General features: G+C 40.5%; 22 protein-coding genes and 1 tRNA gene. 12 read left to right on the top strand and 11 right to left on the bottom strand.

Going from position 1 to position 21,019, the window contains the following annotated elements; all coding sequences use genetic code 11:
* Nucleotides 1-80: 80 nt before the first annotated feature.
* Together QE422_RS14510 and QE422_RS14505 are read right to left on the bottom strand one after the other, a co-directional pair.
* Entirely contained in the window at nucleotides 81-824 is a 744-nt protein-coding gene (locus QE422_RS14510; protein ID WP_307459813.1) for a dienelactone hydrolase family protein, read from the bottom strand.
* 364 nt (nucleotides 825-1,188) lie between these two features.
* Entirely contained in the window at nucleotides 1,189-1,617 is a 429-nt protein-coding gene (locus tag QE422_RS14505; protein WP_307459810.1) for a type I restriction enzyme HsdR N-terminal domain-containing protein, read from the bottom strand.
* A gap of 7 nt (nucleotides 1,618-1,624) precedes the next feature.
* Here QE422_RS14505 and holA point away from each other — a divergent pair, with 7 nt between their 5' ends.
* From holA to QE422_RS14480, 5 genes are all read left to right on the top strand, one after another.
* On the top strand, nucleotides 1,625-2,662 hold the full coding sequence (gene holA, locus QE422_RS14500) for a DNA polymerase III subunit delta (protein WP_307459808.1): 1,038 nt from the start codon (nucleotides 1,625-1,627) through the stop codon (nucleotides 2,660-2,662).
* A gap of 367 nt (nucleotides 2,663-3,029) precedes the next feature.
* On the top strand, nucleotides 3,030-3,971 hold the full coding sequence (trxB, locus tag QE422_RS14495; protein ID WP_307459805.1) for a thioredoxin-disulfide reductase: 942 nt from the start codon (nucleotides 3,030-3,032) through the stop codon (nucleotides 3,969-3,971).
* 195 nt (nucleotides 3,972-4,166) lie between these two features.
* Nucleotides 4,167-4,254, top strand: a tRNA-Ser gene (locus tag QE422_RS14490).
* 244 nt (nucleotides 4,255-4,498) lie between these two features.
* On the top strand, nucleotides 4,499-4,975 hold the full coding sequence (locus QE422_RS14485; protein ID WP_307459802.1) for a DinB family protein: 477 nt from the start codon (nucleotides 4,499-4,501) through the stop codon (nucleotides 4,973-4,975).
* 15 nt (nucleotides 4,976-4,990) lie between these two features.
* Entirely contained in the window at nucleotides 4,991-5,392 is a 402-nt protein-coding gene (locus QE422_RS14480) for a VOC family protein (protein ID WP_307459800.1), read from the top strand.
* A 138-nt stretch (nucleotides 5,393-5,530) separates the two neighbouring features.
* On the opposite strand, the gene QE422_RS14475 is transcribed toward QE422_RS14480, so the two are convergent.
* Complete coding sequence (locus QE422_RS14475) at nucleotides 5,531-5,704, bottom strand: hypothetical protein (protein ID WP_307459798.1); 174 nt, start codon at nucleotides 5,702-5,704, stop codon at nucleotides 5,531-5,533.
* 577 nt (nucleotides 5,705-6,281) lie between these two features.
* Between QE422_RS14475 and QE422_RS14470 the strand changes: the two genes are divergently transcribed.
* Nucleotides 6,282-6,482: a hypothetical protein gene (locus tag QE422_RS14470; RefSeq protein ID WP_307459795.1), complete on the top strand. Its 201-nt coding sequence runs from the start codon at nucleotides 6,282-6,284 to the stop codon at nucleotides 6,480-6,482.
* A 359-nt stretch (nucleotides 6,483-6,841) separates the two neighbouring features.
* Here the strand turns inward: QE422_RS14470 and QE422_RS14465 are convergent, their stop codons facing one another.
* The 3 genes from QE422_RS14465 to QE422_RS14455 all read right to left on the bottom strand — a co-directional run bounded on the left by QE422_RS14465 (nucleotide 6,842) and on the right by QE422_RS14455 (nucleotide 8,595).
* Entirely contained in the window at nucleotides 6,842-7,234 is a 393-nt protein-coding gene (locus QE422_RS14465) for a hypothetical protein (protein ID WP_307459792.1), read from the bottom strand.
* Nucleotides 7,235-7,261: 27 nt separating this feature from the next.
* Complete coding sequence (locus tag QE422_RS14460; RefSeq protein ID WP_307459790.1) at nucleotides 7,262-7,945, bottom strand: linear amide C-N hydrolase; 684 nt, start codon at nucleotides 7,943-7,945, stop codon at nucleotides 7,262-7,264.
* A gap of 74 nt (nucleotides 7,946-8,019) precedes the next feature.
* A complete protein-coding gene (locus QE422_RS14455) occupies nucleotides 8,020-8,595 on the bottom strand; it encodes a DoxX family protein (protein ID WP_307459787.1) in 576 nt (191 codons plus the stop codon).
* Between the two features lie 337 nt (nucleotides 8,596-8,932).
* On the opposite strand from QE422_RS14455, the gene QE422_RS14450 reads away from it, so the two are divergent.
* The 3 genes from QE422_RS14450 to QE422_RS14440 all read left to right on the top strand — a co-directional run bounded on the left by QE422_RS14450 (nucleotide 8,933) and on the right by QE422_RS14440 (nucleotide 10,734).
* Nucleotides 8,933-9,430, top strand: a complete 498-nt coding sequence (locus QE422_RS14450; protein WP_307459783.1) for a hypothetical protein — start codon at nucleotides 8,933-8,935, stop codon at nucleotides 9,428-9,430.
* Between the two features lie 3 nt (nucleotides 9,431-9,433).
* Nucleotides 9,434-9,829, top strand: coding sequence for an AraC family transcriptional regulator (locus tag QE422_RS14445; protein ID WP_307459781.1), 396 nt, complete (start codon nucleotides 9,434-9,436; stop codon nucleotides 9,827-9,829).
* Between the two features lie 83 nt (nucleotides 9,830-9,912).
* Nucleotides 9,913-10,734, top strand: a complete 822-nt coding sequence (locus tag QE422_RS14440) for an SDR family oxidoreductase (protein ID WP_307459779.1) — start codon at nucleotides 9,913-9,915, stop codon at nucleotides 10,732-10,734.
* A 177-nt stretch (nucleotides 10,735-10,911) separates the two neighbouring features.
* Here the strand turns inward: QE422_RS14440 and QE422_RS14435 are convergent, their stop codons facing one another.
* The 3 genes from QE422_RS14435 to QE422_RS14425 all read right to left on the bottom strand — a co-directional run bounded on the left by QE422_RS14435 (nucleotide 10,912) and on the right by QE422_RS14425 (nucleotide 16,756).
* Nucleotides 10,912-12,486: a phage tail sheath C-terminal domain-containing protein gene (locus QE422_RS14435; protein WP_307459777.1), complete on the bottom strand. Its 1,575-nt coding sequence runs from the start codon at nucleotides 12,484-12,486 to the stop codon at nucleotides 10,912-10,914.
* Between the two features lie 427 nt (nucleotides 12,487-12,913).
* Nucleotides 12,914-14,053, bottom strand: a complete 1,140-nt coding sequence (locus tag QE422_RS14430) for a DUF3800 domain-containing protein (RefSeq protein WP_307459774.1) — start codon at nucleotides 14,051-14,053, stop codon at nucleotides 12,914-12,916.
* A 123-nt stretch (nucleotides 14,054-14,176) separates the two neighbouring features.
* Nucleotides 14,177-16,756, bottom strand: a complete 2,580-nt coding sequence (locus QE422_RS14425; RefSeq protein WP_307459773.1) for a TonB-dependent receptor — start codon at nucleotides 16,754-16,756, stop codon at nucleotides 14,177-14,179.
* A gap of 295 nt (nucleotides 16,757-17,051) precedes the next feature.
* Here QE422_RS14425 and QE422_RS14420 point away from each other — a divergent pair, with 295 nt between their 5' ends.
* The 3 genes from QE422_RS14420 (at nucleotide 17,052) to QE422_RS14410 (ending at nucleotide 20,196) form a co-directional block, all read left to right on the top strand.
* The gene (locus QE422_RS14420) at nucleotides 17,052-18,182 is read left to right on the top strand and encodes an alpha/beta hydrolase-fold protein (RefSeq protein ID WP_307459770.1); all 1,131 of its coding nucleotides are present in this window, start codon (nucleotides 17,052-17,054) and stop codon (nucleotides 18,180-18,182) included.
* A 194-nt stretch (nucleotides 18,183-18,376) separates the two neighbouring features.
* On the top strand, nucleotides 18,377-19,216 hold the full coding sequence (locus tag QE422_RS14415) for an SDR family NAD(P)-dependent oxidoreductase (protein ID WP_307459767.1): 840 nt from the start codon (nucleotides 18,377-18,379) through the stop codon (nucleotides 19,214-19,216).
* A 77-nt stretch (nucleotides 19,217-19,293) separates the two neighbouring features.
* Nucleotides 19,294-20,196, top strand: a complete 903-nt coding sequence (locus QE422_RS14410; protein ID WP_307459764.1) for an AraC family transcriptional regulator — start codon at nucleotides 19,294-19,296, stop codon at nucleotides 20,194-20,196.
* Nucleotides 20,197-20,350: 154 nt separating this feature from the next.
* On the opposite strand, the gene QE422_RS14405 is transcribed toward QE422_RS14410, so the two are convergent.
* Nucleotides 20,351-20,719 (bottom strand): rhodanese-like domain-containing protein, encoded by a 369-nt coding sequence (locus QE422_RS14405; protein ID WP_307459760.1) that lies wholly within the window; start codon nucleotides 20,717-20,719, stop codon nucleotides 20,351-20,353.
* Nucleotides 20,716-21,018, bottom strand: coding sequence for a DUF3817 domain-containing protein (locus QE422_RS14400; RefSeq protein ID WP_307459757.1), 303 nt, complete (start codon nucleotides 21,016-21,018; stop codon nucleotides 20,716-20,718). Before QE422_RS14400 ends, QE422_RS14405 begins: the two co-directional genes overlap by 4 nt.
* Between the last annotated feature and the right edge of the window lies 1 nt (nucleotide 21,019).

Below are 21,019 nucleotides of genomic sequence, written 5' to 3'. Positions count from 1 at the left end.
TCTACCAATCTGATAATTGAACAGTGTAGCAATGCAATAACATTTTACTTGTTACATTGCTACACTGTTATATAGTTGTATTATTTCAGAATTTCCTTCAGAAACATCAGCGTATGATTCCACGCTCTCTTTGCCATTACGGGATTGTAATCCGGTGACTTCGGATCGGTGAATGTATGTTTGGAATGCGCATAGGTAATGATCTGCCAGTCGGCATTTCCATCATTCAATTCCTTGATCAGGTTATTGTAATCTTCCGGTGTTACGCTCTGGTCGTCTGCCGGGTTTTCCACCAGAATTTTTGTTGAAATAGGTCTGTTGGGTCTCGACTGGTCTTTTCCAATGCTTCCGTGGATCGAAACAACGCCTACGACCGGCAGCTTTCCTCTCGCCGATTCAAGGGCACCTGTTCCCCCGAAGCAGTAACCGATCACGGCAATACGTTCCGGAATCGCTCCGTTTTTCTTCAGCTGTTCCAGGGCAAGTGTTATTCTCTTTTGGTAAGCTTCATAATTTTTTTTGTAATAACCGGAAGTCTTTGCTGCTGCTGTATTATCGGCAGGAATATTTCCTTCTCCGTAAATGTCGGCTACAAAAGCGATGTAACCCTGCTTTTCAAGATCGGCGGCGGCATTTTTCGCTTCATCGTCAATGCCTTTCCATGCAGGTAAAACAAGCACTCCCGGAAGCTTCTTTCCGGCGTTGGACGTTACGAGACCGTTCAGTTTCTGGGAACCGTCCTGATAAGCAACAGGTTTAAGATTTTGGCTGAATAAGGACGCGGAGGCAAACAAAGCCGCACTCAATAAGATAGATGTTGTCATAAATTTTGTTTTTTAGGAGCTTTTTCCCGCTTTCCGCTGCAATCTTTTTTTTCAAAAAAGGATTTTCACTGCAATCGGGGCTAGGACAGTGGTCATCAGTACAAAAATCGTGCTTCAATACAAATCACAGGAATATAAATTTCATGAGGTTAATCCGTCATTTTGAACCTCTTTTATCCAAACAAAAATTTCAAAATTAAACATACGCATCAAGCCCCAACTTGGCGACTAAAACCAGCACAGGGCAAAGCCTTATGACAACGCAGCAAGATTTACCCGAAATAAAAGCAGCGCAAAACCAAGCTCCAACGGCGTGGCTTAAATCAGAATCGGGTACAACCCAATGACAAGAAAGGTAAAATGATCACGGCCTGTAAAACAGGTATTCCCCATTTTCAAAAAACGCGTGAATATGCTGCAGCCCGTTCGTCAACACAATCTCCTTTGCGCCGATAATCGAATTGTACCGGGCGGTCTGTTCAAAGGTTTTCTCCGTCAGTTTAATCTGCGGCGCCTTGCATTCGATTAAAATTTTGGGCTGGGTTTTTTCGGTGATCAAAAGGTCGATTCTTTTCGTCAATCCGTTTAAAACGATCTTTTTTTCCGTAATCAGGGCAGAAACAGAGTAGGATTTTACCGTCAGATAATAATGGACCCAATGCTGCCGAACCCATTCCTCAGGCGTAAGCAAAAGATAGGTTTTACGAACAAGATCATAAATAAAAAACTTATCTTTGTCTTTCTTGAATTTAAAATCAAAAGTTTCCTGAAAATTCAGTTTTGGAAGTTCCATTTATAAGATGAAAGAATTAGATTTAATCCTCAAAAATATTAAAAATAAAGAAGTTTTACCCATTTATTTTTTCCACGGAGAAGAACCCTACTTTATCGATCTTGCATTAAAAGCCCTTGAACACGACTTTTTAACGGAAGATGAAAAAGCATTCAACCAAACCGTCGTCTACGGCAAAGATACCTCGTATCACGAAATCCTTTCATTGGCCAGGCAGTTCCCGATGATGGGGGACAAGCAGGTGATTATTGTAAAGGAAGCCCAGGATTTGAGGATGGCTGAAAGCGAAAGCAATGCTTTGGAAGCGTATGTTCAGAATCCGGTACCGTCTACTGTTTTGGTCTTTGCGCACAAGCATAAAAAACTCGACAGCCGGAAAAAGGTCACCAAATCTTTGGAAAAAACAGGAACTTTATTTTTGAGTGAATCCATCAAAGAAGCGCACCTTCCGAAGTGGATTGCCGATGAATGCATCAGGCTAAGCATAAAAACAGCCCCGAACATTTCCCACCTCTTGGCAGAATATTTAGGAAACGACCTTTCAAGGATCGCTAATGAACTGAATAAGCTTAAAATCATCCTGAAGCCCGGCGAAATATTAGACGGTAAGATCGTCGAAGACCACATCGGGATCAGCAAAGAATACAACGTTTTTGAATTGCAGAAAGCATTAGGAACAAAAAATGCCAACGCAGCTTTTAAAATCGCTCATTTCATGGGGAAAAACCCGAAGAACAATCCTTTCGTAATGATGCTGGCGAGCTTGTATAATTATTTTTCCAACGTGATAATTTACAACACCATGGCGGGTCAGTCTCCACAGGCTATCGCTTCCCAGATGGGCGTCAATCCTTATTTCATCAAAGACTATGCGGAATCGGCAAGATTGTATCCTTTGAAACATGCAACGAGGGTCATCTCCATTCTCAGGGAATTCGATATGAAAGGGAAAGGCTTGGGCGCCGTCAACATGAGTGAAGCGGAACTGATCAAAGAACTGGTGTATAAAATCATCAATGTCGATAAAATTAAGATGAAAGTGTGAAGAGTGAATGGTGAATGGTCAATCCGCTTCGCTGGTCAATTTAAAAAGGTGAAAATTCTCCGTTATTGACAAACTGCCAAAACCTTAACCGAAAATTCCCCTCCTCCGCAAGGGTGGCAAAAATTCAGAAAGAATTTTTGACGGAGTGGTTTTTTAGAAAGTGAATGGTGAATGGTCAATCCGCTTCGCTGGTGAATTTCAGCAGTATAGAAAATTCACAATTAACCATCCACAATTGACTATCCAATTTTTCATTGACATTTAACATATCAGATATTGACAAGTATCATTAAAATAACTTTAAATACATATTAAAAATTACGAACTTAGCGGACGTAAATTTTAAAATCCTTTTGAAAAGCAAATTATGGAGCAAAACATTTTAGATTGTGTGATCGTTGGATCCGGACCTTCCGGCTTTACAGCAGCTATTTATGCGGCAAGAGCAGATTTGAAGCCTGAATTGTATACAGGTTTGGAGCCGGGCGGACAATTAACCACCACCACGGAAGTAGACAACTTCCCGGGATATCCGACAGGAATTACAGGTCCTGAAATGATGATGGATTTGCAGAAACAAGCGGAACGCTTCGATACCAAGGTGCATTATGAAATGATCACCAAAGTTGAATTTTCCAAAGAGGTCGGCGGTATTCACAAATTGTATGCTGGAAATAAAGAGATCTTTGCGAGAACCGTGATTATTTCTACCGGAGCCACGGCCAAATATCTGGGTCTGGATGACGAGAAAAAATATAATGGGGGAGGTGTTTCGGCCTGTGCAACCTGCGACGGATTTTTCTACAGAGGAAAAGATGTTGTGGTGGTAGGCGCCGGAGATACTGCTGCCGAAGAAGCAACGTATCTTGCAAAATTGGTAAACAAAGTAACGATGCTGGTAAGAAAAGATGAATTCAGGGCATCCAAAGCAATGATCCACCGGGTAAACAATACCCCGAACATCGAAGTGAAGTTCCACCATGAGCTGATCGGGATCGAAGGAGAAAATAACCTGGTTGAAAGAGCAGTGGTCATTAACAATCAGACTCAGGAAACATCAACGATCGACGTACACGGTATTTTTATCGCCATCGGGCATAAGCCGAATACGGAAATTTTCGTTGGGCAGATCGATCTGGATGAAAACGGATACATTGCTACCGAAAAGGGGACTGCAAAAACAAACCTTCCGGGCGTTTTCGCAGCCGGAGACGTGCAGGATCATATCTACAGACAGGCGATTACGGCTGCTGGTAGCGGCTGTATGGCGGCTATGGATGCAGAAAAATATCTTGCTGAATTACGTTAATTCAGAATAGAATCAATATTGAAAAAGCGTGTTCCTTTACTAGGACACGCTTTTTTATTTAAAACCGAAAAATAAAAAGGCTGATTTTTAGCCGATTATTACGATTTGTTAAAATTTGTTTTAAAATTGTTTTGCCAAAATAGAAAAACGTTTTATATTTGCACCACTGAAAACGACGGTACAACCGGAGTTCAGGGAGAGTTGGCAGAGTGGTCGATTGCGGCAGTCTTGAAAACTGTTGACTGTAACAGGTCCGGGGGTTCGAATCCCTCACTCTCCGCCAAAAACAAAAAAGCCTGCGATTTTTAAATCGCAGGCTTTTTTTACTAAAATATCTGCTGAAATTTACAAAAACGTTTATCATGTAGGCTCTAAAACAGAAATTGGGGATTAGTAAAAAGCAGGGGAGAACATTCTTTAGACCCTAAAATTATTGTAATTTCCTATATTCTTACCTGCTTTATCGTTAATCATTTGACGGGATATCCATAAATTATTCGTAATTTAAAATTGATAACAAGAAAATTATGGCAACAATCCTGATCGAAGATATAATAAAGCAATTCAATGATCTGCATGATGGCGACGTATGGCTGGATGAAACTTTTACAAAGAAATTTGAACAGATTAATGAAACGGAGGCGTTCACCCGGCCGCTGCCTGATCTGCATAGTCCTGCGGAATTGATTTCACATCTTATTGTCTGGCGCAGGGCAGTTATGGGCCGGCTGAAGGGTGCAGCGGTTCGGCTGGAACTTGATGATCCTTCCAATTGGAAAACCAATGATGAATTGCGTCCCGCCGGATGGGAAGCGCTAAAAAAAGAACTGTACCAAAGCAAGCAGGAGCTTATCGACATCTTAAACGATAAAAATGATACCTATCTCAATACCATCTCAGCCGATTATGGGAAAGACTTCCGGTATTTCCTGCAGGGGCTTATCCATCACGATTTATACCATATGGGCCAGCTGGGCATCTCAATAAAGTATTTAAAAAAGTAATACATATTACAAAGAATGAAACAATCCATCATTCATATTTCACTTCTGGTTAAAGACTACGATGAAGCCCTTGATTTTTACATCCAAAAATTAGGATTTGATCTTGTGGAAGATACCCGTCTTTCAGAAACCAAACGCTGGGTACTGATTAAGCCTCCCGGTTCCTCCGGATGCTGTCTTCTGTTGGCTAAGGCTGCAAATGAGCAACAACTGTCAGCCGTGGGCAATCAAAGCGGGGGCAGAGTTTTTCTGTTCCTCGAAACGGATCACTTTGATCGATCATATCAATCCATGCTCGAGAACGGGATTTCATTTGTTCGTGAGCCAGTGGTTGAATCCTATGGAACCGTAGCCGTATTTAGTGATTTATACGGTAATTTATGGGATCTGATTGAGAGAAAAGCTGACGCTAGTTAAGAATTCAAAATAAACTTTCAATTCCTGATGAATTTATCAGATTTTTTAAGTGAATCTTTCTCCGATATTTTTGAGCCTAAAACGTTTAACATCACAATTTTAAGAATCGATTTACCTACGGGATTCTATTATCACTTTCTATTCCGGATCAGGAAATACAGTAGGACAGCTATGATAATCACAGTTGGCATCCAAAGTCTCACACTGCGTAGGTGTACACAAAGGATGTGATAAATCAGGATCATTCCCTGCAACAATTGTTTTCAGATTTTTTTTGGTGAGCTTTTTTGATAGTTTTGTCAGGTTTTTCATGAGAGGTTTGTATTAGTTTGTTTAATATATCCAGCTATTTCCGGTTATCTAAATATACGTAAATATCTCATAGCCTGATCTATCTATTTAGTATACCCTATTTTCCGGATTTTTGATCCGGATTTGGAGGCTATGCGCAAGGTAGATAATCATCAATTCACGAAACATGAAGGAACAAAAAATTTCTCTGATGTGATCATGGCAAATCGTAGCACTTGATTCCGAAAATTAAAAAACGATGCTTATCGGATATTGAAAAAGACCAGATAAAAATTCCTTACTTTCCGCGAAAACTTATTAAGCCTGCAATTTTAAAATTGCGGGCTTTGTTTTGGGTAATATCTAATAATTTTTCCCTCAACTTTTAAATCGTGTCTGTGAATCCACTGTCTGATTTGCAAATAGAATCATGATATTAAAAGTTTCTGTATTTTAATGTTTTAGTTAATCACCATTGATGTGATTTTTGTATTTGATAATCAGTTAGTTATTGATAAGGGTGTTTAAAATTTAATTTTTTCTGTAACATATTTCAACCGATTATACTTACTCTATAAATAACAATAAAAATATCATTATGAAAACCATTCTTGAAAACAACTATTCGTTTGCTCAACAACTGATCATTGCCACCGTATCTGTATTTTTTGGATATCACTTCTATCAGGAAATCGTAAGCCCTGAACAATCGCAGCTTACCTTAAGCATAATGCTGGTGGTGATCACTTACTTCCTCATCAACAAATACGGGGCAAGGCCGAAAAAAAAGAATATTTAACAAATATGATCTCATAAACCCGGAATACGTTTTCGGGTTTATTTCTGCAATAATCATACGGCTTAGATTAGGCTGTTTGCCTGCGTGGATCTTTGGACATGTATTGCGACCGTATCGGAAACAAATTTCATCAGACGCTTAAAATAAAATCCCTGGCTTTTTAGTTGAGGATTTTATTTTTATATTAAGTGGTGATTGTGGTATACAACATGCAATTAATATGACGCACATGATTTAATTAATAAACTTCGCATTATTCTTTTTATTAATAGTTGCTGATTCACAATATGCCTATAATTCGTATCAGGACTTTCTTATTTTTGGAGCATAAGATAACCCATATTGAAAATTATTAATGTTTAAGATTCAGGCAGGATGTTCTCGAAGAATTTTACTATATTTTTTTTCAGTTTCTCAAAGATAAGGGAGGTTCCAAACTCTTTATTGTCATACCCAATCGGAAATCCTTTCTCAACATACTGGTTATTTTTTACCAAGGTCAGATTTTGAAAACAGCGGTTAACGGTTCCTTTTTCATCAGTGTGAATATCCAGGTATTTTACAGCCGCATTTTTAGAAAAATCCAGCTTGCTGATCGCAATGGTTTTCACCTCTTTTCTAAGGTCGGATCTGAAGTACAGATTCATTTTCTTCGTATCAATAACGGTCTGCCATTCACCGGGGTGTATCGAATTTAAAATATTCCAGGCGTAATCAACCGGTTTTTTATCGTACTTATAGTTCTTCAGCATGTAATAGGCACGGTTATAACGGTCTTCCTAATTTTTATTTTGATCCGGATCAAACTTTTCATTTCCGCCAAGAAAATCAAACTTTTTAGCAGCTGCCAGATCCTTCGAGTATTGGTTATTGCATAGCAAAGGCATGGGCATTTCCTTATTTGTCAGTACGGTATATTTACCGTTCAGTAAGGCAATCGTAGCAAAGTTTCCTTTTGCATCAGTCAGGAAAAAATGACTTCCCGCTGCATTGGGCCACCAGTCTATATTTGGCCCGTCATTCAGATGATCCACCACTTCTTTAACCGATTGGTAATTATCCAGCTGATACTGGATCCATTGTGCCCAGAACAGATTGGGCTGTTTTGCATTATATACTTTAGTGGTTTCTTCCAGATATAATTCAACTAAAAAAAGACCTTTTTCATTGACCCCGTAGCAGGGAAAATCATATCCTAAAAGATTAAAGGTAACGGAACCGAATTTTGAGGTCCATTGTGTGTCAGGCCGTAGCTGATCAGTAGTCAGATTCTGCCAGCTGATATTCCTTTTTAAAATATCGCGTTTGTTGATGACAATCATTCCCGGCATTGTTTTCCAGTTTTCATTGAAACCTACGACATTATGCTCTTTTCCGGTCAGTAAAAAAGCGGAGCAGGCTTTGCTCTGGACGGAATAAGCGATTGAAAAAACTACAGCAAGGCGAAAAAAGAAAAATTTCATAAGAACAATTTATAGATTGATTATTATCAAATGCAGAGAGGGATTCATCTACAGGACATTCTGTTATGATGACCCTATTTGATTTTTTTCCAGAAAACAAAATTGGTATAGAGGAATGTAGTTCCCAAAACGAAGTCTGTGACGATGGCAATGCCTTTTGAGACTACATCTGTTTTTGGACCTGCATAGCAAAGCGTGAGAAGGGCGATGATATAAATAATGCCGGCGTTGATCCACAGTTTTGATGCCTTAGGTGCATATTTTTTATTTGGCATATCACGGTCAGAATAGAGTGCGGCTATTCTGTTCTTGTCCCAATACAATAAAATACAGCCGGCAAACATCATCAGGCTCGTAATGATCCAGGTTCCTTTGAAAGGCAGAGAAATGGTGATCACCCAGATATTGCTGGTGATCGCTAAAAATAAAAATGTACCTAACAGAGCAAACCGCTGGGTCATCAGAAGTATTGCTGTAATGATCTGCGCCAACCCCAAAAAATGGTAATATAAACTTGCTTGGTAAATGGCTTCAAAGAACTGGCCGACAGCTGCAGATTTTGGCAGCTGGGTAAATCTTTCGCCAATCAGTTTTGTAAATCCGGAAGGCACAAAGGCCAACGCAATGAGATATCTGATATGGATAATCATCCATTGAACTGATTTATATTGTTGGAGTTTATAGAACATACAGTTAAGGGTCTTTAGGTATTGAACATTGGTCTGAAAAGAAAAAGTCTTCTGATTCGGGTCTGTCTGGTGACCCCATTTTTACATCATATAAAAACTCTGAAGACCAATCGCTTGATGACGGAAGCAAATGTACAGCAATCGACAAGATAAAGTCAATGGTTATTTTCAACCAAAAAAAAGTAAATTTCAATAACATCTTTCCTTGTTATTTTCCTTTCATTTCAACTGATCCTGAGTGAAAGTGAAATATAGTGTGTTAAAATATTAAATTATTTGAATTTCGTACCTTTGGGCCATGAAGATTGCTGAGACATTAGAAGATTTTTATGCTGAACGTTTTAAGGTAGTTCCAACAAGTTTAAAAAGCGAAATTGGACATTTCAATGTGTTCAAATTTAATGACCTGGTGGGCTGCAGCATAAAACCGATCCCATACAGCCGCAGGGGCTATTACAAAATAAGCTTTATCCAGGGAAGGAATAAAGTGCATTTTTCAGATAAAACCATAGAAATTAAAAAGCAGGCTTTGCTGTTTGCAAATCCGCAGATTCCTTACAATTGGGAGCAAATTGACAACAACCAAAGCGGATTTTCCTGTGTTTTTACGGAGAGCTTTTTTCATCATTTCGGCAATCCGAAAAACTATTCGGTGTTTCAGGCGAATGGTCTGCCAATTATTGAACTGACCGACACACAGGCCGAATGGGCAACACAATTGTTCCGTGAAATGCTTACCGAATGGACATCCGATTACAAGCACAAATACGACAAAATGCGCGTGTCTGTTTTTTAACTTTTGTATAATACGGAAAAGTTAATACCTGCTGCGAATGTTCAGAAGAGTGCTACCAATGCTTCTCAAAAGATTACGACTCAATTTCTGGAATTGCTTGAACGTCAGTTTCCTGTTGAAGATGTCGGAACACTGAACTTGCGTTCTGCATCCGATTTTGCTGAGAAATTATCTGTTCATGTCAATCATTTGAACAAGGCGTTACAGGAAGTACTGAATAAATCTACCTCTGCTACCATACAAGAGCGCATTTTGGTTGAATCTAAAATATTGCTAAAATACACCAATAAAGATATATCCGAAATCGCATTTGCATTAGGTTTTAAAGAAGCGACTCATTTTCATAATTTTTTCAAAAAGCATACTAGAATAACACCAAGCCAATTCCGGGTGGATTGATTTTCGTATAGATGTGATTGATTTATATTACCGCCTGGCTTTGTGGCTGTCCTATTTTTGCTTCAGTAAAATTCTTTAGAACAATGACAAAAACAATTTTTATTACAGGCGCTTCGTCAGGAATTGGGAAAGCCACTGCAAAATTCTTCCAGGAAAAAGACTGGAATGTGATAGCAACAATGAGAAATCCTGAAAAAGAGACCGAACTAAATCAGCTGGAAAATGTGACCCTTTTACCCTTGGATGTTACCAATTTTGAACAGATTCAATCTGCAGTTAAAGAAGCTACGTCAAAAAATACGATTGACGTAGTATTGAATAATGCGGGTTATGGTACGGTAGGCGCTTTGGAGGGCACGACAGATCAGGAAATCCAGCAGGTGATTAATACGAATCTTTTAGGCGTTATCCGACTGACAAAAGAATTTATTCCGCATTTTCGGGAAAATAAAGGGGTTTTTATCACCGTTTCCTCTATTGGCGGATTGGTTGCGTATCCATTCTTTTCATTGTATCACGCAACCAAATGGGCGATCGAAGGGTGGACGGAAAGCTTGGCCTTTGAATTAAACCAGCTTGGCATCCAGGTTAAAACGGTGCAGCCTGGCCCTACCAAAACAGATTTTGTAGGACGCTCTTTGGTGGTACCGGAACATCCTGCGTATGATGAGTTTTTTGATAAATTCAAAAAAATGTTTTTCAGCGATGATGTGATCAACGGCCTTGAACCTCCGGAAACTGTTTCAGAAGTGATTTATGAAGCAGCAACTGACGGTAAAAATCAGTTGCGCTATATGGTCGGTGCTGCTGCAAATGGCGAATATAAAAGGCGTCTGGAATTGGGTGCGGAAATATTTCATCAAGAATACGACACCGTATTTTTGATAAATAAATTACCGTTATAACGAACGGGATGGCTGCTGTAAGTTTTGATGTATCGTAGCAAAATTGATAGAACAGAAGATTAAACGAGGTTGCCTCCAAAGTGAGGCAGCCTCATTTTTTTCTTTACAAAAAGCCAATAAAATTAGAAATTACAAGATTATCTGTTCATAGCTCCGGTTCCAAATATTTGTTAGTGGTTAATCCGCGGCTTGCATCTGCTGCTGAAAAGTAATCACGATAAATTCTGCAGGCCGTGCAACAGCAACTTTAATGGTTACGATCATAATTCCATGTAATACATCATCGCTTGTCATTGTATTTCCCAGGCCACAATCAACCGAGAAGGCGTCATTGGGAGAGGAACCCATCAATCCGCCCTGTTTCCAGACAGAGGTTAAGAAACTGTTGATCATAGATTTGACCGATTCCCAGGTATTGGAATTATTTGGTTTGAATATATAAGCCTGCGCCGCAAGTTTACAGGATTGTTCAATAAAAATAATGGTTCTTCGTACCGAGATATATCTCCAGTCCTGACTGTTTCCGTCCAATGTACGTGCGCCCCAAACCACAATACCGAAATTATTAAAATACCGGATAACATTGATTGATTTACCTGAAACAGGATCGATATTCAGAGGGCCTTGCTGGCTATCCGATAATAAAATAGGAAGTGATACAGCTTCCTGTATAACAATATTGGCAGGAGCTTTCCAAGGGCCGGTATTCTGATCAGTTGCTGTAATGATTCCTGCTACGGCACCGCTCGGCGGCAAGGTATTGGCGTATGCTAAGACTTTCTTCATCATAGCAGTGTATTCTGTGCTGGCAGCTCGAAGGGCCTGATCATATGATGATGTCGTAAGAAGATTACCTGAAGGCTGGAGCATATCAGCCAATATTTTTGCAGCACCTGCATTGTTTTCTGAAAGATTCAGGATTTTTTCCAATGGCTTGATATCGCCTCCGAACAGGTTTGTATAATCGATACTGTTGTCTGGCATGATTGCCGTACCGATGAAAGGGTAGTAGGCTGCACCGTAATTAAGTCCTGTAATACCAATATTATTTCTGAAGTTTTGTATAGATGTACTATATGAAACAGCATCAGGCTTCCTGCCGCCTTTCACATCGATCAGGGCAATAGCGGTTTGCATCTGGCTGCATTGCAGTAACGCAGTTTTCCAAAAAGAAGCGTTAGCTGAATCAGAAAGCAAGACAGCATCGGGGCAGACGTAGAGGGTAGGCTCCTGTTCATTCTGCAAAAGTGCGAGGCCCGCCAGCAGATCTTCAAGCTTTATATTAGGATTTATCAGTCCTGTCTCCTGATCAGCAGGTTTTCCGGAAGGTGTACCGTAAGTACCTACCGAAACGATGTAAGCTTCCTCGCCACCGTTATCATAAAACAGCCTGATGCTATTATAAAGATAATAGATGGTATTGGGATCAGGTAATACAAGATAGGATTGATCGCCAATCCTTAGGCTGTCAGCATCATTAACTGTAGCTTTTTGAGGAATAAGAAAAAATTCAGGACAGTATGGTTTACGAGGGTTGCCAGATTCAGTTGGATCAGGATAACCGTAGATCGATAAAAAATCTGAAAAGGAAGTGATTTTTACCGGAATATTGGTATATGATCTTCCTTTATAGGTTGCTTTTGGAGTATATCCTATAAAAGCAGGGACCGCAGTATTCACGGGGATCACTGAATCCGGAAAAGCATTTACTTCATTAATATATACTCCGGGAGTAGAGAAGTTTTGTGGCATATTTCAAGAGATTATTTATTAAATGGATGTCATAATGGGTTGATGAAATAGGATAGATAAAAATTTCCATGGATATCTCACTTCCGATTTCTTTCACTGTCCGTTTTCTTCCATTATTTTTGCTCAAAACAATCCACACGCTTAAGAATGGTTTAATCGATCAATAAGGTATTCATCATGATCCGAAATACATTCGTAAACGCAATTTCTTTTAATCCTCTGAATTCAGTTAGCAGTTATAATCGTCGCTGATAAGTCTTTCGAAGTTATTTAAATTGTATGACTTAGAATTATGAATTTAGATTGTTTATTTTGAGTTCAATTTCAAATGGTTATTAACCAAATTTAATAAAATAAACAACACGAAACTCGTATTTCAAATAAATTAAATACATATTTCCATACTGAAAAATAAACGCGATGATACTTAAATTCCTGCAACCAGTTCCTTCAGCTTCTGCATATTGGGATCTTTCTCTATAGGATTAATGTCGTTGAATGAATGCTGGGAAAGAGTTTCATTCAGAATTTTGACTTTCTGGAGCATTGGCACAACGTATTTCAGGAAATGGTTGAAGTGCTCTGAAATATCAGAATACCGGGTGGCCAGCTTATAGCCGGGCTTTCCGGAATGGCTTACGATAAAGAGGCCTTCGTACCGCAGATCGCGGATCAGGATCCTGATCCGTTCGCTTTTGATGGCGGGAAAAAAATTATTGAGATAAACCAGCAGTTCCGTAGTCGATACTAGTCGGTTGGGATTCAGTTCGGACTGGAACCGCAGATATTCCAGCAGCCGGGCTTTTTCCCGGGCTTTTTCTGCTTTGGCCGAATCGAAGAACTTTTCGATTAGCTGATAATTCATCTTCATGATCTGGCGGTCCAGTTCGGGTTTTTCCTCGATTTCACGGGTAAGATAACTCTCGAAAGGGAAGTAGGTAATAGAAGTCCTGGCATGCAGAAGGTTGAACAGTTCGATGTATTGCCTGTCGAAATGGCTGGTACAAAAAACTTTGCCCAGGCATCCGGAGATAAAGTCTGCCAATTGGATAAGCTTTTCATCTTTATCGTCAGCGATTTCAAAATTCCTATCCTGGTGGAACAGATCACGGTTGACGCTTTTGCGGACGACGTAATCCCGGAGCTCATCGGTAAAGGTTTCCCCGACGCGGTAGGCATGGATAGAGTAGCTTTCATAGCGGTGGTTGTACTTTTCCACAAACAGGGACTGGAAATATTTATGGAAAACCTTTTTAGTCTTCAGCCCATCACCGGAGAGTTTCGACTTGTCGATTACCATAACATCCACTACAAAATCCAGTTTTTCCATCAGCTCAAGTAAGATGTCCTTTCTCTTCCTGAAATTTTTATTTTTGATATTCCGTGATTCCAGGTTTTCGCCCAATTTATATTTCATGCAGATTTCCTGAAGGATCTTGCGGGCCTTTTCCGTATCGGGATCTTTGATAATTGCAGAAGTGTATATAAAATGAGAAAAGTCTCCTTTCTTAGAAAGATCAGGATGAGCATTTCCGAATTCGTCTATATAAATATTGGCTGGAATCATGATGTAATTTGGATTTACCATAAAGTTACGGAATAATGACGATTTCCGGCCATTCTATTTTATCAATACATTTTAATTCGAACTTGGTAGATTTTAAAGGCATTCATATAGACTAGAGATGATTTATAGGCTATACGTCAATGTCGTGTAATACAAACCCCCGATGCTGGGCCCTCCCAAAAATGAATAATAATGCCGGTTAAATAAGTTTGTCGCTCCAATCTTTATCCCCAGCTTTTCCTTAAAAAAATCATAGTTTACCTGGGCATCGACGGTTCCGTAGGCTTCAACCTCGCCATTGACTAAAAATGAACGCCAGTAAAAACCGCTCTGCCTTCGGTAGGTAACGTTGAATCCGAGACGGTTAACAATATTTGTTCCGCTGAAAGAAAGGTTAGTGATCCACTCGGGAGTATTAAAGCCGTCTTCAAAACCGTCATTATAATCGGTCCTGCTTAACTTGGCGTACGATACGTTTCCGGCTATCTGGTAATGCCGTCCCAGGAAATAACTGGCCCCGAGGCTTCCTCCAAAATTATAAACGACACTTCGGGAATTGGTATACATCCGGTAGCGGCTCTGCTGGTTCCTGTTGTTTAAAAAAGTGGGGATTTGTTCCTGCACAGTTGTATTGGGCACATTCATTTCAACCTGTGCGATAAAATCGTTATACCTGTTAAAGTAGAAATCGGCATCCAACTGCAGGCTTTTTTTCAGGAAAAAAGCTTTGTAACCTGCTTCAAAAGAAGTGAGGTGCTCCGGTTTCAGGTAAGTGTAATAGTTTTTTACCAATAGTCCTTTTTCTTTTTCTATGGCATCCGCTACGGTCATTCCATTATTGAAGTCTGCGGTAACAGCCGCCTGAAAACGGTCGATGGAACTGCGCAGATACGCATTCTCGAAAATCCCGTCGGACATTACTTTTAATCCGCCGATTCTTTTCACGCCGCCACTGTTGACATTGGAAAAGGCTTCAAAAATACTTGGAAACCGGGAACCGCTCTGGAAAGACATCCGTAGGCTTTGATTACTGAAAGGCACAATGACGGCCGTCAGACGGGGATTGTATTTTACCTCAAAATAATCGTTCTTATCGATCCTGAGGGTCGCTGAAACTTTTAAAATTCCATGAAACAAATCTTTACCGGCTTGCAGAAATCCGCCTGTTTTTCCATAGCTGAAAGTATCGGATGTTTTACCGGCTGCCGGATTCACAAAATAATTACCGTCCGGCTCAATAATATAAGACAGGTAATCTATTCCGGCAAGCAGATTCAGGCCGGTATTTTCTTTAAACTTACTTCCTAAAAGTTTTGAAAGGTCGGACTGTGCTTCGGCGTGAACCAGTTTATCCCTGACCCGCAGGGCTGCGCCCTGATCCCAATTGTTGATATTGGCAAGCTCCTTTAAAACATTTTTAAATTCTGGAGTGCCCGGCTGCAGTCTTCCCTGATCGGCCATGGCGCGTGCCTGATGGAGCGCCTGCAATACGTCCGGTCCCGAAGATAATGCATTGTTGAACGCCGTGGTGTAATCAGCGTACCACTGATCATCCGATTTAAACCGGCGGTCCAGATTTTCAGCCGCTGATCTGAGATTATAGGACTTGCCCGTATTTTCAGCCGTTATAAAAGTCCTGAAAAGGAAAAAATCATTTTTAACCTCCAGTGCATGCTGCTGCAACAGGTAATCTTTCAGTGCAAACCGGTTGGCCCGTTGATACACATTATCCAGATCGGCAAACCGGTAGGTATAGGTGATTGTTGTCTTAGGATCGAACTGATACGATAACCCGATATCCGCTTTCAGATTCTGAATGTTATAATCGGTGACTTCCTGCTCGCGGTATCCGGTTCTGGCAACCACATAACGTTTGCCGTTAAGGGTTAGCGTCCGGCGGTTGGACGATTCGTTACCGTATCCGTTCACGGGATCATAGGCCGGATTATTTATTCCGCCGGAAATACCCAATGCCAGATTTGCGTTGGGGTTAAGGTCGTCCATATTATCCGCTTTCCAGTCGGTTCCTTTGGTAAAAGTCCCGTTCAGCTTAAAAGCAAATCGGTTAGAGAGTTTTTTGGCAATGCGGAAGCTGTACTCGGTAAATAAGGTGGCCTTATCAGAAGATTCCCCAACATGATTGACCCCGGTTTTTTGCTGGAAAGAGATTCCGGTTGTCGTAAACGGATTCTTTGTTATAAAATTGGCCAGACCATTAACGGCATTCAGACCGTACAGCGCCGAAGAAGTACCGGGAATAATTTCGACGCGTTCGATATCCATATCGTTCGGACCTAAAGCATTGCCGATCGGAGCCCCGATATGAGGTGCCTGATTGTCAAAGCCATCCACCAGTTGGCTGAATCTTACATTGGTCGTATTGGCGAAGCCGCGGGTATTGATGATCTTAAACCCTAAGCTTGGCGTGAGCATCTGTACGCCCTTTACATTTTCCAGACCGTCGAAAAAAGAGAGGGCAGCGGTATTCTGAAGAAAGGCATGGCTAAGCGATTCTACCGTTACCGGACTGGTAAGAATATTTTCTGAAGTTCTGGAAGCAGAAACCACCACTTCCTCTACCGAATGAATCCTTAGGCTGTCGTTGCTTTTCGTTTTTCCGTTTTCGGACCTGCTTTGTGCATTCACCAGCATCGTTGCCGAAGCAGCGGAACAGCACAAAAAGAAATATAAAGGTTTACCCATGATTGAAACTGAGAATCAAATACCGAATATCATTGTAGTCATCCTCATATGATCTGTAGAACATCAGATAAGCTTTATAAAATCCGAAGGTATTTTTAAATTTAATATTAAACAAGATACGAAACAAAAACTCCGCTTAAAAATAAATTTTACAGTAAATATCTTTGATACAGAAAGAACAAAAAGGAAAAAAGCTTAGAATGAAGGTCTTACCGACCGGACATTTTCTGATTTGGTCTATAGGTGTAAAATAATGCCTAAATTACCGCCTAATTAAGCTTTAAAATTGAAACCCATGCAAAAAATCACCATACTGTCAGCTGCTTTTGCGCTGTGCTCTTCCCTGATCTTTTCACAAAATTTCAGAACATCGGTTACTGCCAAAGAAGGAAAAGAATTTCCGAAAGTAGATGCCGATGGGAAGGCAGAATTCAAAGTCTATTTCCCTGATGCAAAATCCGTAATCCTTGAAGGCGGAGACGGCATGCAGAATATAAAATCAACCACCACGAAAGATAAAGAAGGTTTCTGGACAGTATCCACCTCACCGCTGGAGATCGGGTTCCACTATTATTGGTTTAATGTAGACGGCAAACGGACCAATGATCCCAATACGGAGCTTTATTTCGGCTACGGTCAGCCCACCAGCGGGATCGAAATCAGTTCAGGTGAAGATTTCTTTATCGAAAAGAAGGTAAAACATGGGAAGATTATCGATGACAGCCTGTTTTCTGCAATTACCGGAGGCCGGCGAAATTTCAAGGTCTATCTGCCTCCAAATTACGGAACCCAAAAATTTCCGGTTTTATACCTGTATCATGGAACCGGTGAGGACATTACCGGCTGGGAAAAACAAGGTCATCTGAACGATATTCTCGACAATCTCTTTGCAGAGAAAAAGGCCAAAGAAATGATCGTGGTGATGGATTACGGCGTAGCCCTGAATCCGGAAGAGGAAAAGAGACCGGACGATTATCCGAGAACAGTAGTGTCTTCGAAAAATATAGACCGAATCATGGTTCAGGAACTGATTCCTTATATTGAAAAAAAGTATAAAACCAATGGCAACAGAGCGGTGGCCGGGCTTTCGAGAGGAAGTTACCAGGCGTTGCTTATCGGTACGCGACACCCTGATCTGTTTTCGGCCATCGGCGCTTTCAGTCCTGTTATCTACGAAGGAACATCGCTTCAGCCTTTTAAAGAGCTTCCGATCGGTAATCTGTTGAAAACGGATAAGAAACCTTTTTTATTTATCGGAATCGGGACCAAAGAAAGCGAGCGGTTCCAGGATTTCAATAAGATCCTGACGACTTATCTTGATCAGAATAAATATCCTTACGTCGAGTACCAGTCACCCGATACTTATCACGAATGGCTTACCTGGCGACGATGTTTATACCAGTTTTCCCAGAAGATTTTCCGATAGATGCTGAAAATCCCAATTATTAATAGCAAATTTCAACAATCCATTTTACTATTGAATTTTTTGCAGCAAAAAAGATTTGTAAAAGGCTAAATCAACCGGTTGAAAATGTTTGTTTTTTGTAATCTATTGTTTCTATTTCGTTAGAAGCACAGCCGGATATCAGGCTACTTTTGTATCATAACAATTTAAAGAATATGGAGACAAAAAAAGTATGGCTGGTAACAGGCGCTTCTAAAGGATTAGGACTTTCTTTGGTGAAAAAATTAATTGCAGACGGCCATCAGGTGGCAGCGACAAGCAGGAAGCCTAAAGATCTGACGGATGAGGTCGGAACTTTTGATGAGAAGCAGTTTTTACCGTTGGATGTTGACTTAACCAGTGAAATTTCCATCAGCGAAGCTGTGAGAAAAGCGGTTGCGCATTTCGGCAAAATTGATGTCCTGGTAAACAATGCAGGATATGGAATCGGTGGTGCAGTGGAAGAATTGAATCAGCAGGAAATCAAAAACAGTTTTGATATTAATGTATTTGCCGTCATCACAACCATGCAATCCGTAATGCCTTATTTCAGAGCGCAGAGATCCGGAAACATCATCAACATTTCTTCCATTGCGGGATTTGCGCCGGGAATTGGCTGGGCCATGTATGCAGCCACAAAATATGCGGTAATGGGACTTTCCGAAGTCATGGCGGAGGACGTAAAAGAACTGGGGATAAAAGTGACAGTAGTGGCGCCAGGTGCATTCCGAACGGAGTTCCTGGAAGAAAGCTCACTTGTCTTTGCCGAAAAGAAAATTGATGAATATCAATCCATAAGAGCTTCCCACGGAAAATATTCTGAAATGAACGGAACACAGCCCGGTGACCCTGAAAAGCTGGCTGAAATTTTAATCGGTTTGGCAGAACAACCGAATCCACCGGTCCGGCTGTATCTCGGAAGTGATGCCTACCATCGGGCTACGGAAAAAATAAAGGTGTTGTCAGAAGAATTGGAAAGCAATAAAAACATTTCTTTTTCTACTGATTTTAAGTAAAGAGGTAAGAAGAATAAAGGGTGTTGCCACAACAATAGGCAACACTCTTTTTTGTTTGATTTTTGTAAATTTATCAGATGGAAAAAATGCAGTCACTTGAAGAGTTTTATCAGTCAAAATTTAACAGTATTCCGGAAAATATCCGGAACGGAGTGGGGCATTTCAACGTTTTTACCGTAGACGAATATATAGGAAAAGATCATCAGCCGGTTGTGTACAGCCGGAAAGATTATTTTAAAATTACGCTGATTATCGGCAGAAACCGGATTCATTACGCCGATAAAGTTATTGATATTCAGAAGCAGGCCTTGTTTTTCACCAATCCTCAGATCCCTTACAAATTCGAATGGATTGACGATTATAAATCCGGGATTTTTTGTGTTTTTACGCCTGCCTTTTTTCATCATTTCGGAAATTTGAACGACTATGAAGTTTTTCAGCCCAACGTGATACCGGTTTTTGAGCTGAACGATCAACAGCTGGAAGATATAACCACTGTTTTCAGAAAAATGCAGGCTGAAATGGTTTCCGATTATGTGCACAAATATGATCTGCTCCGAAATCTGGTGTTTGATCTATTGCATTACACCCTGAAAATGCAGCCGGCTTCAAAATATGAAAAACAAAAAGCCAATGCCTCTCACCGGATTACCCATCTGTTTCTGGAACTTTTGGAACGCCAGTTTCCGATCGAAGAAGTGAGGCAGCGGATCAGGTTTCGCTCGCCTTCGGAATTTGCCGGACAGCTTTCCGTCCACGTTAACCATCTTAACCGGGCTGTAAAAGAGGTTACCGAAAAAACAACTTCTGAAATTATTGCCGAACGCCTGTTGCAGGAAGCAAAAATTTTACTGAAGCATACCGAATGGAACGTTTCGGAAATTGCTTATTCACTGGGTTTTAAAGAAGCTACACACTTTAACAATTTCTTTAGGAAAAAGGTGCAGCTTACACCGGTACAGTTCAGAGAAAAGGATTGATTTTGAAGTGAATTATATTTGAACTAAACTTTTTCCCTGAGCAATCTGAGACATGACTGCAATTGATTTGAGCAAAATGATCTGTTTAAACAACAATAAAGAAACAAATCTTATGTCAAAGAAAAGCAATATTTAGGGGAGAGACACTGATTTTTTAACGGGTTCTGTCTAAACCGAGATGATTCTGCAGGTCGATCCAGGCACCTCCGTTATAAACATGTTTGAACCCTTTTTCTTTTAAAATATGTTCTGCCTTTACGCTTCTCAGTCCATGCGAGCAGACGGTGATATAGGTTTTGGACGGATCAAGTTCGGTATACCGCTCCCTGATGGTACCCAGCGAGATATTTTCAGATCCGGGAATGTGGCCGGTCTTATATTCACTTTCCGTCCTCACATCAAGAATCACTGCTCCTTTTTTGATCAGCTGTTCCAGTCCGTCGTCCAGTGTCTGGTATTTGTAAATCCTGTAGGTGATATAAAGGGCAAGAACGATTCCGCAGCATACAATGAGACTTTTCATAACCGGCGTAAGATTTTGTGGTCAATATAAAAGGTTCCGAACGGAATTACACAGGCCAACAGGACTTTCCAGGTTATTTCTTTAAACTTCCACCCCTGTTCAACGCCGACACTTAAGGTAGTGAATAAAAACAGCAGGAACAACGAACCGTGTACCGGGCCCATCATTTTTACCAGTGAAGGATTATCGAATCCGTATTTCAGCGGAACAGCAATAAAGACAAGCACTAACAGGGAGATTCCTTCAAGGATGGCGATCATCCTTAATCTTCCGATTTTTGTTTTGAATAAATGGATCATA

This window comes from Chryseobacterium sp. SORGH_AS_0447 (assembly GCF_030818695.1).
Lineage (GTDB): Bacteria > Bacteroidota > Bacteroidia > Flavobacteriales > Weeksellaceae > Chryseobacterium.
The sequence above is the reverse complement of the archived record's forward strand: the minus strand, read 5'-3'. Positions and strand labels throughout refer to the sequence as shown.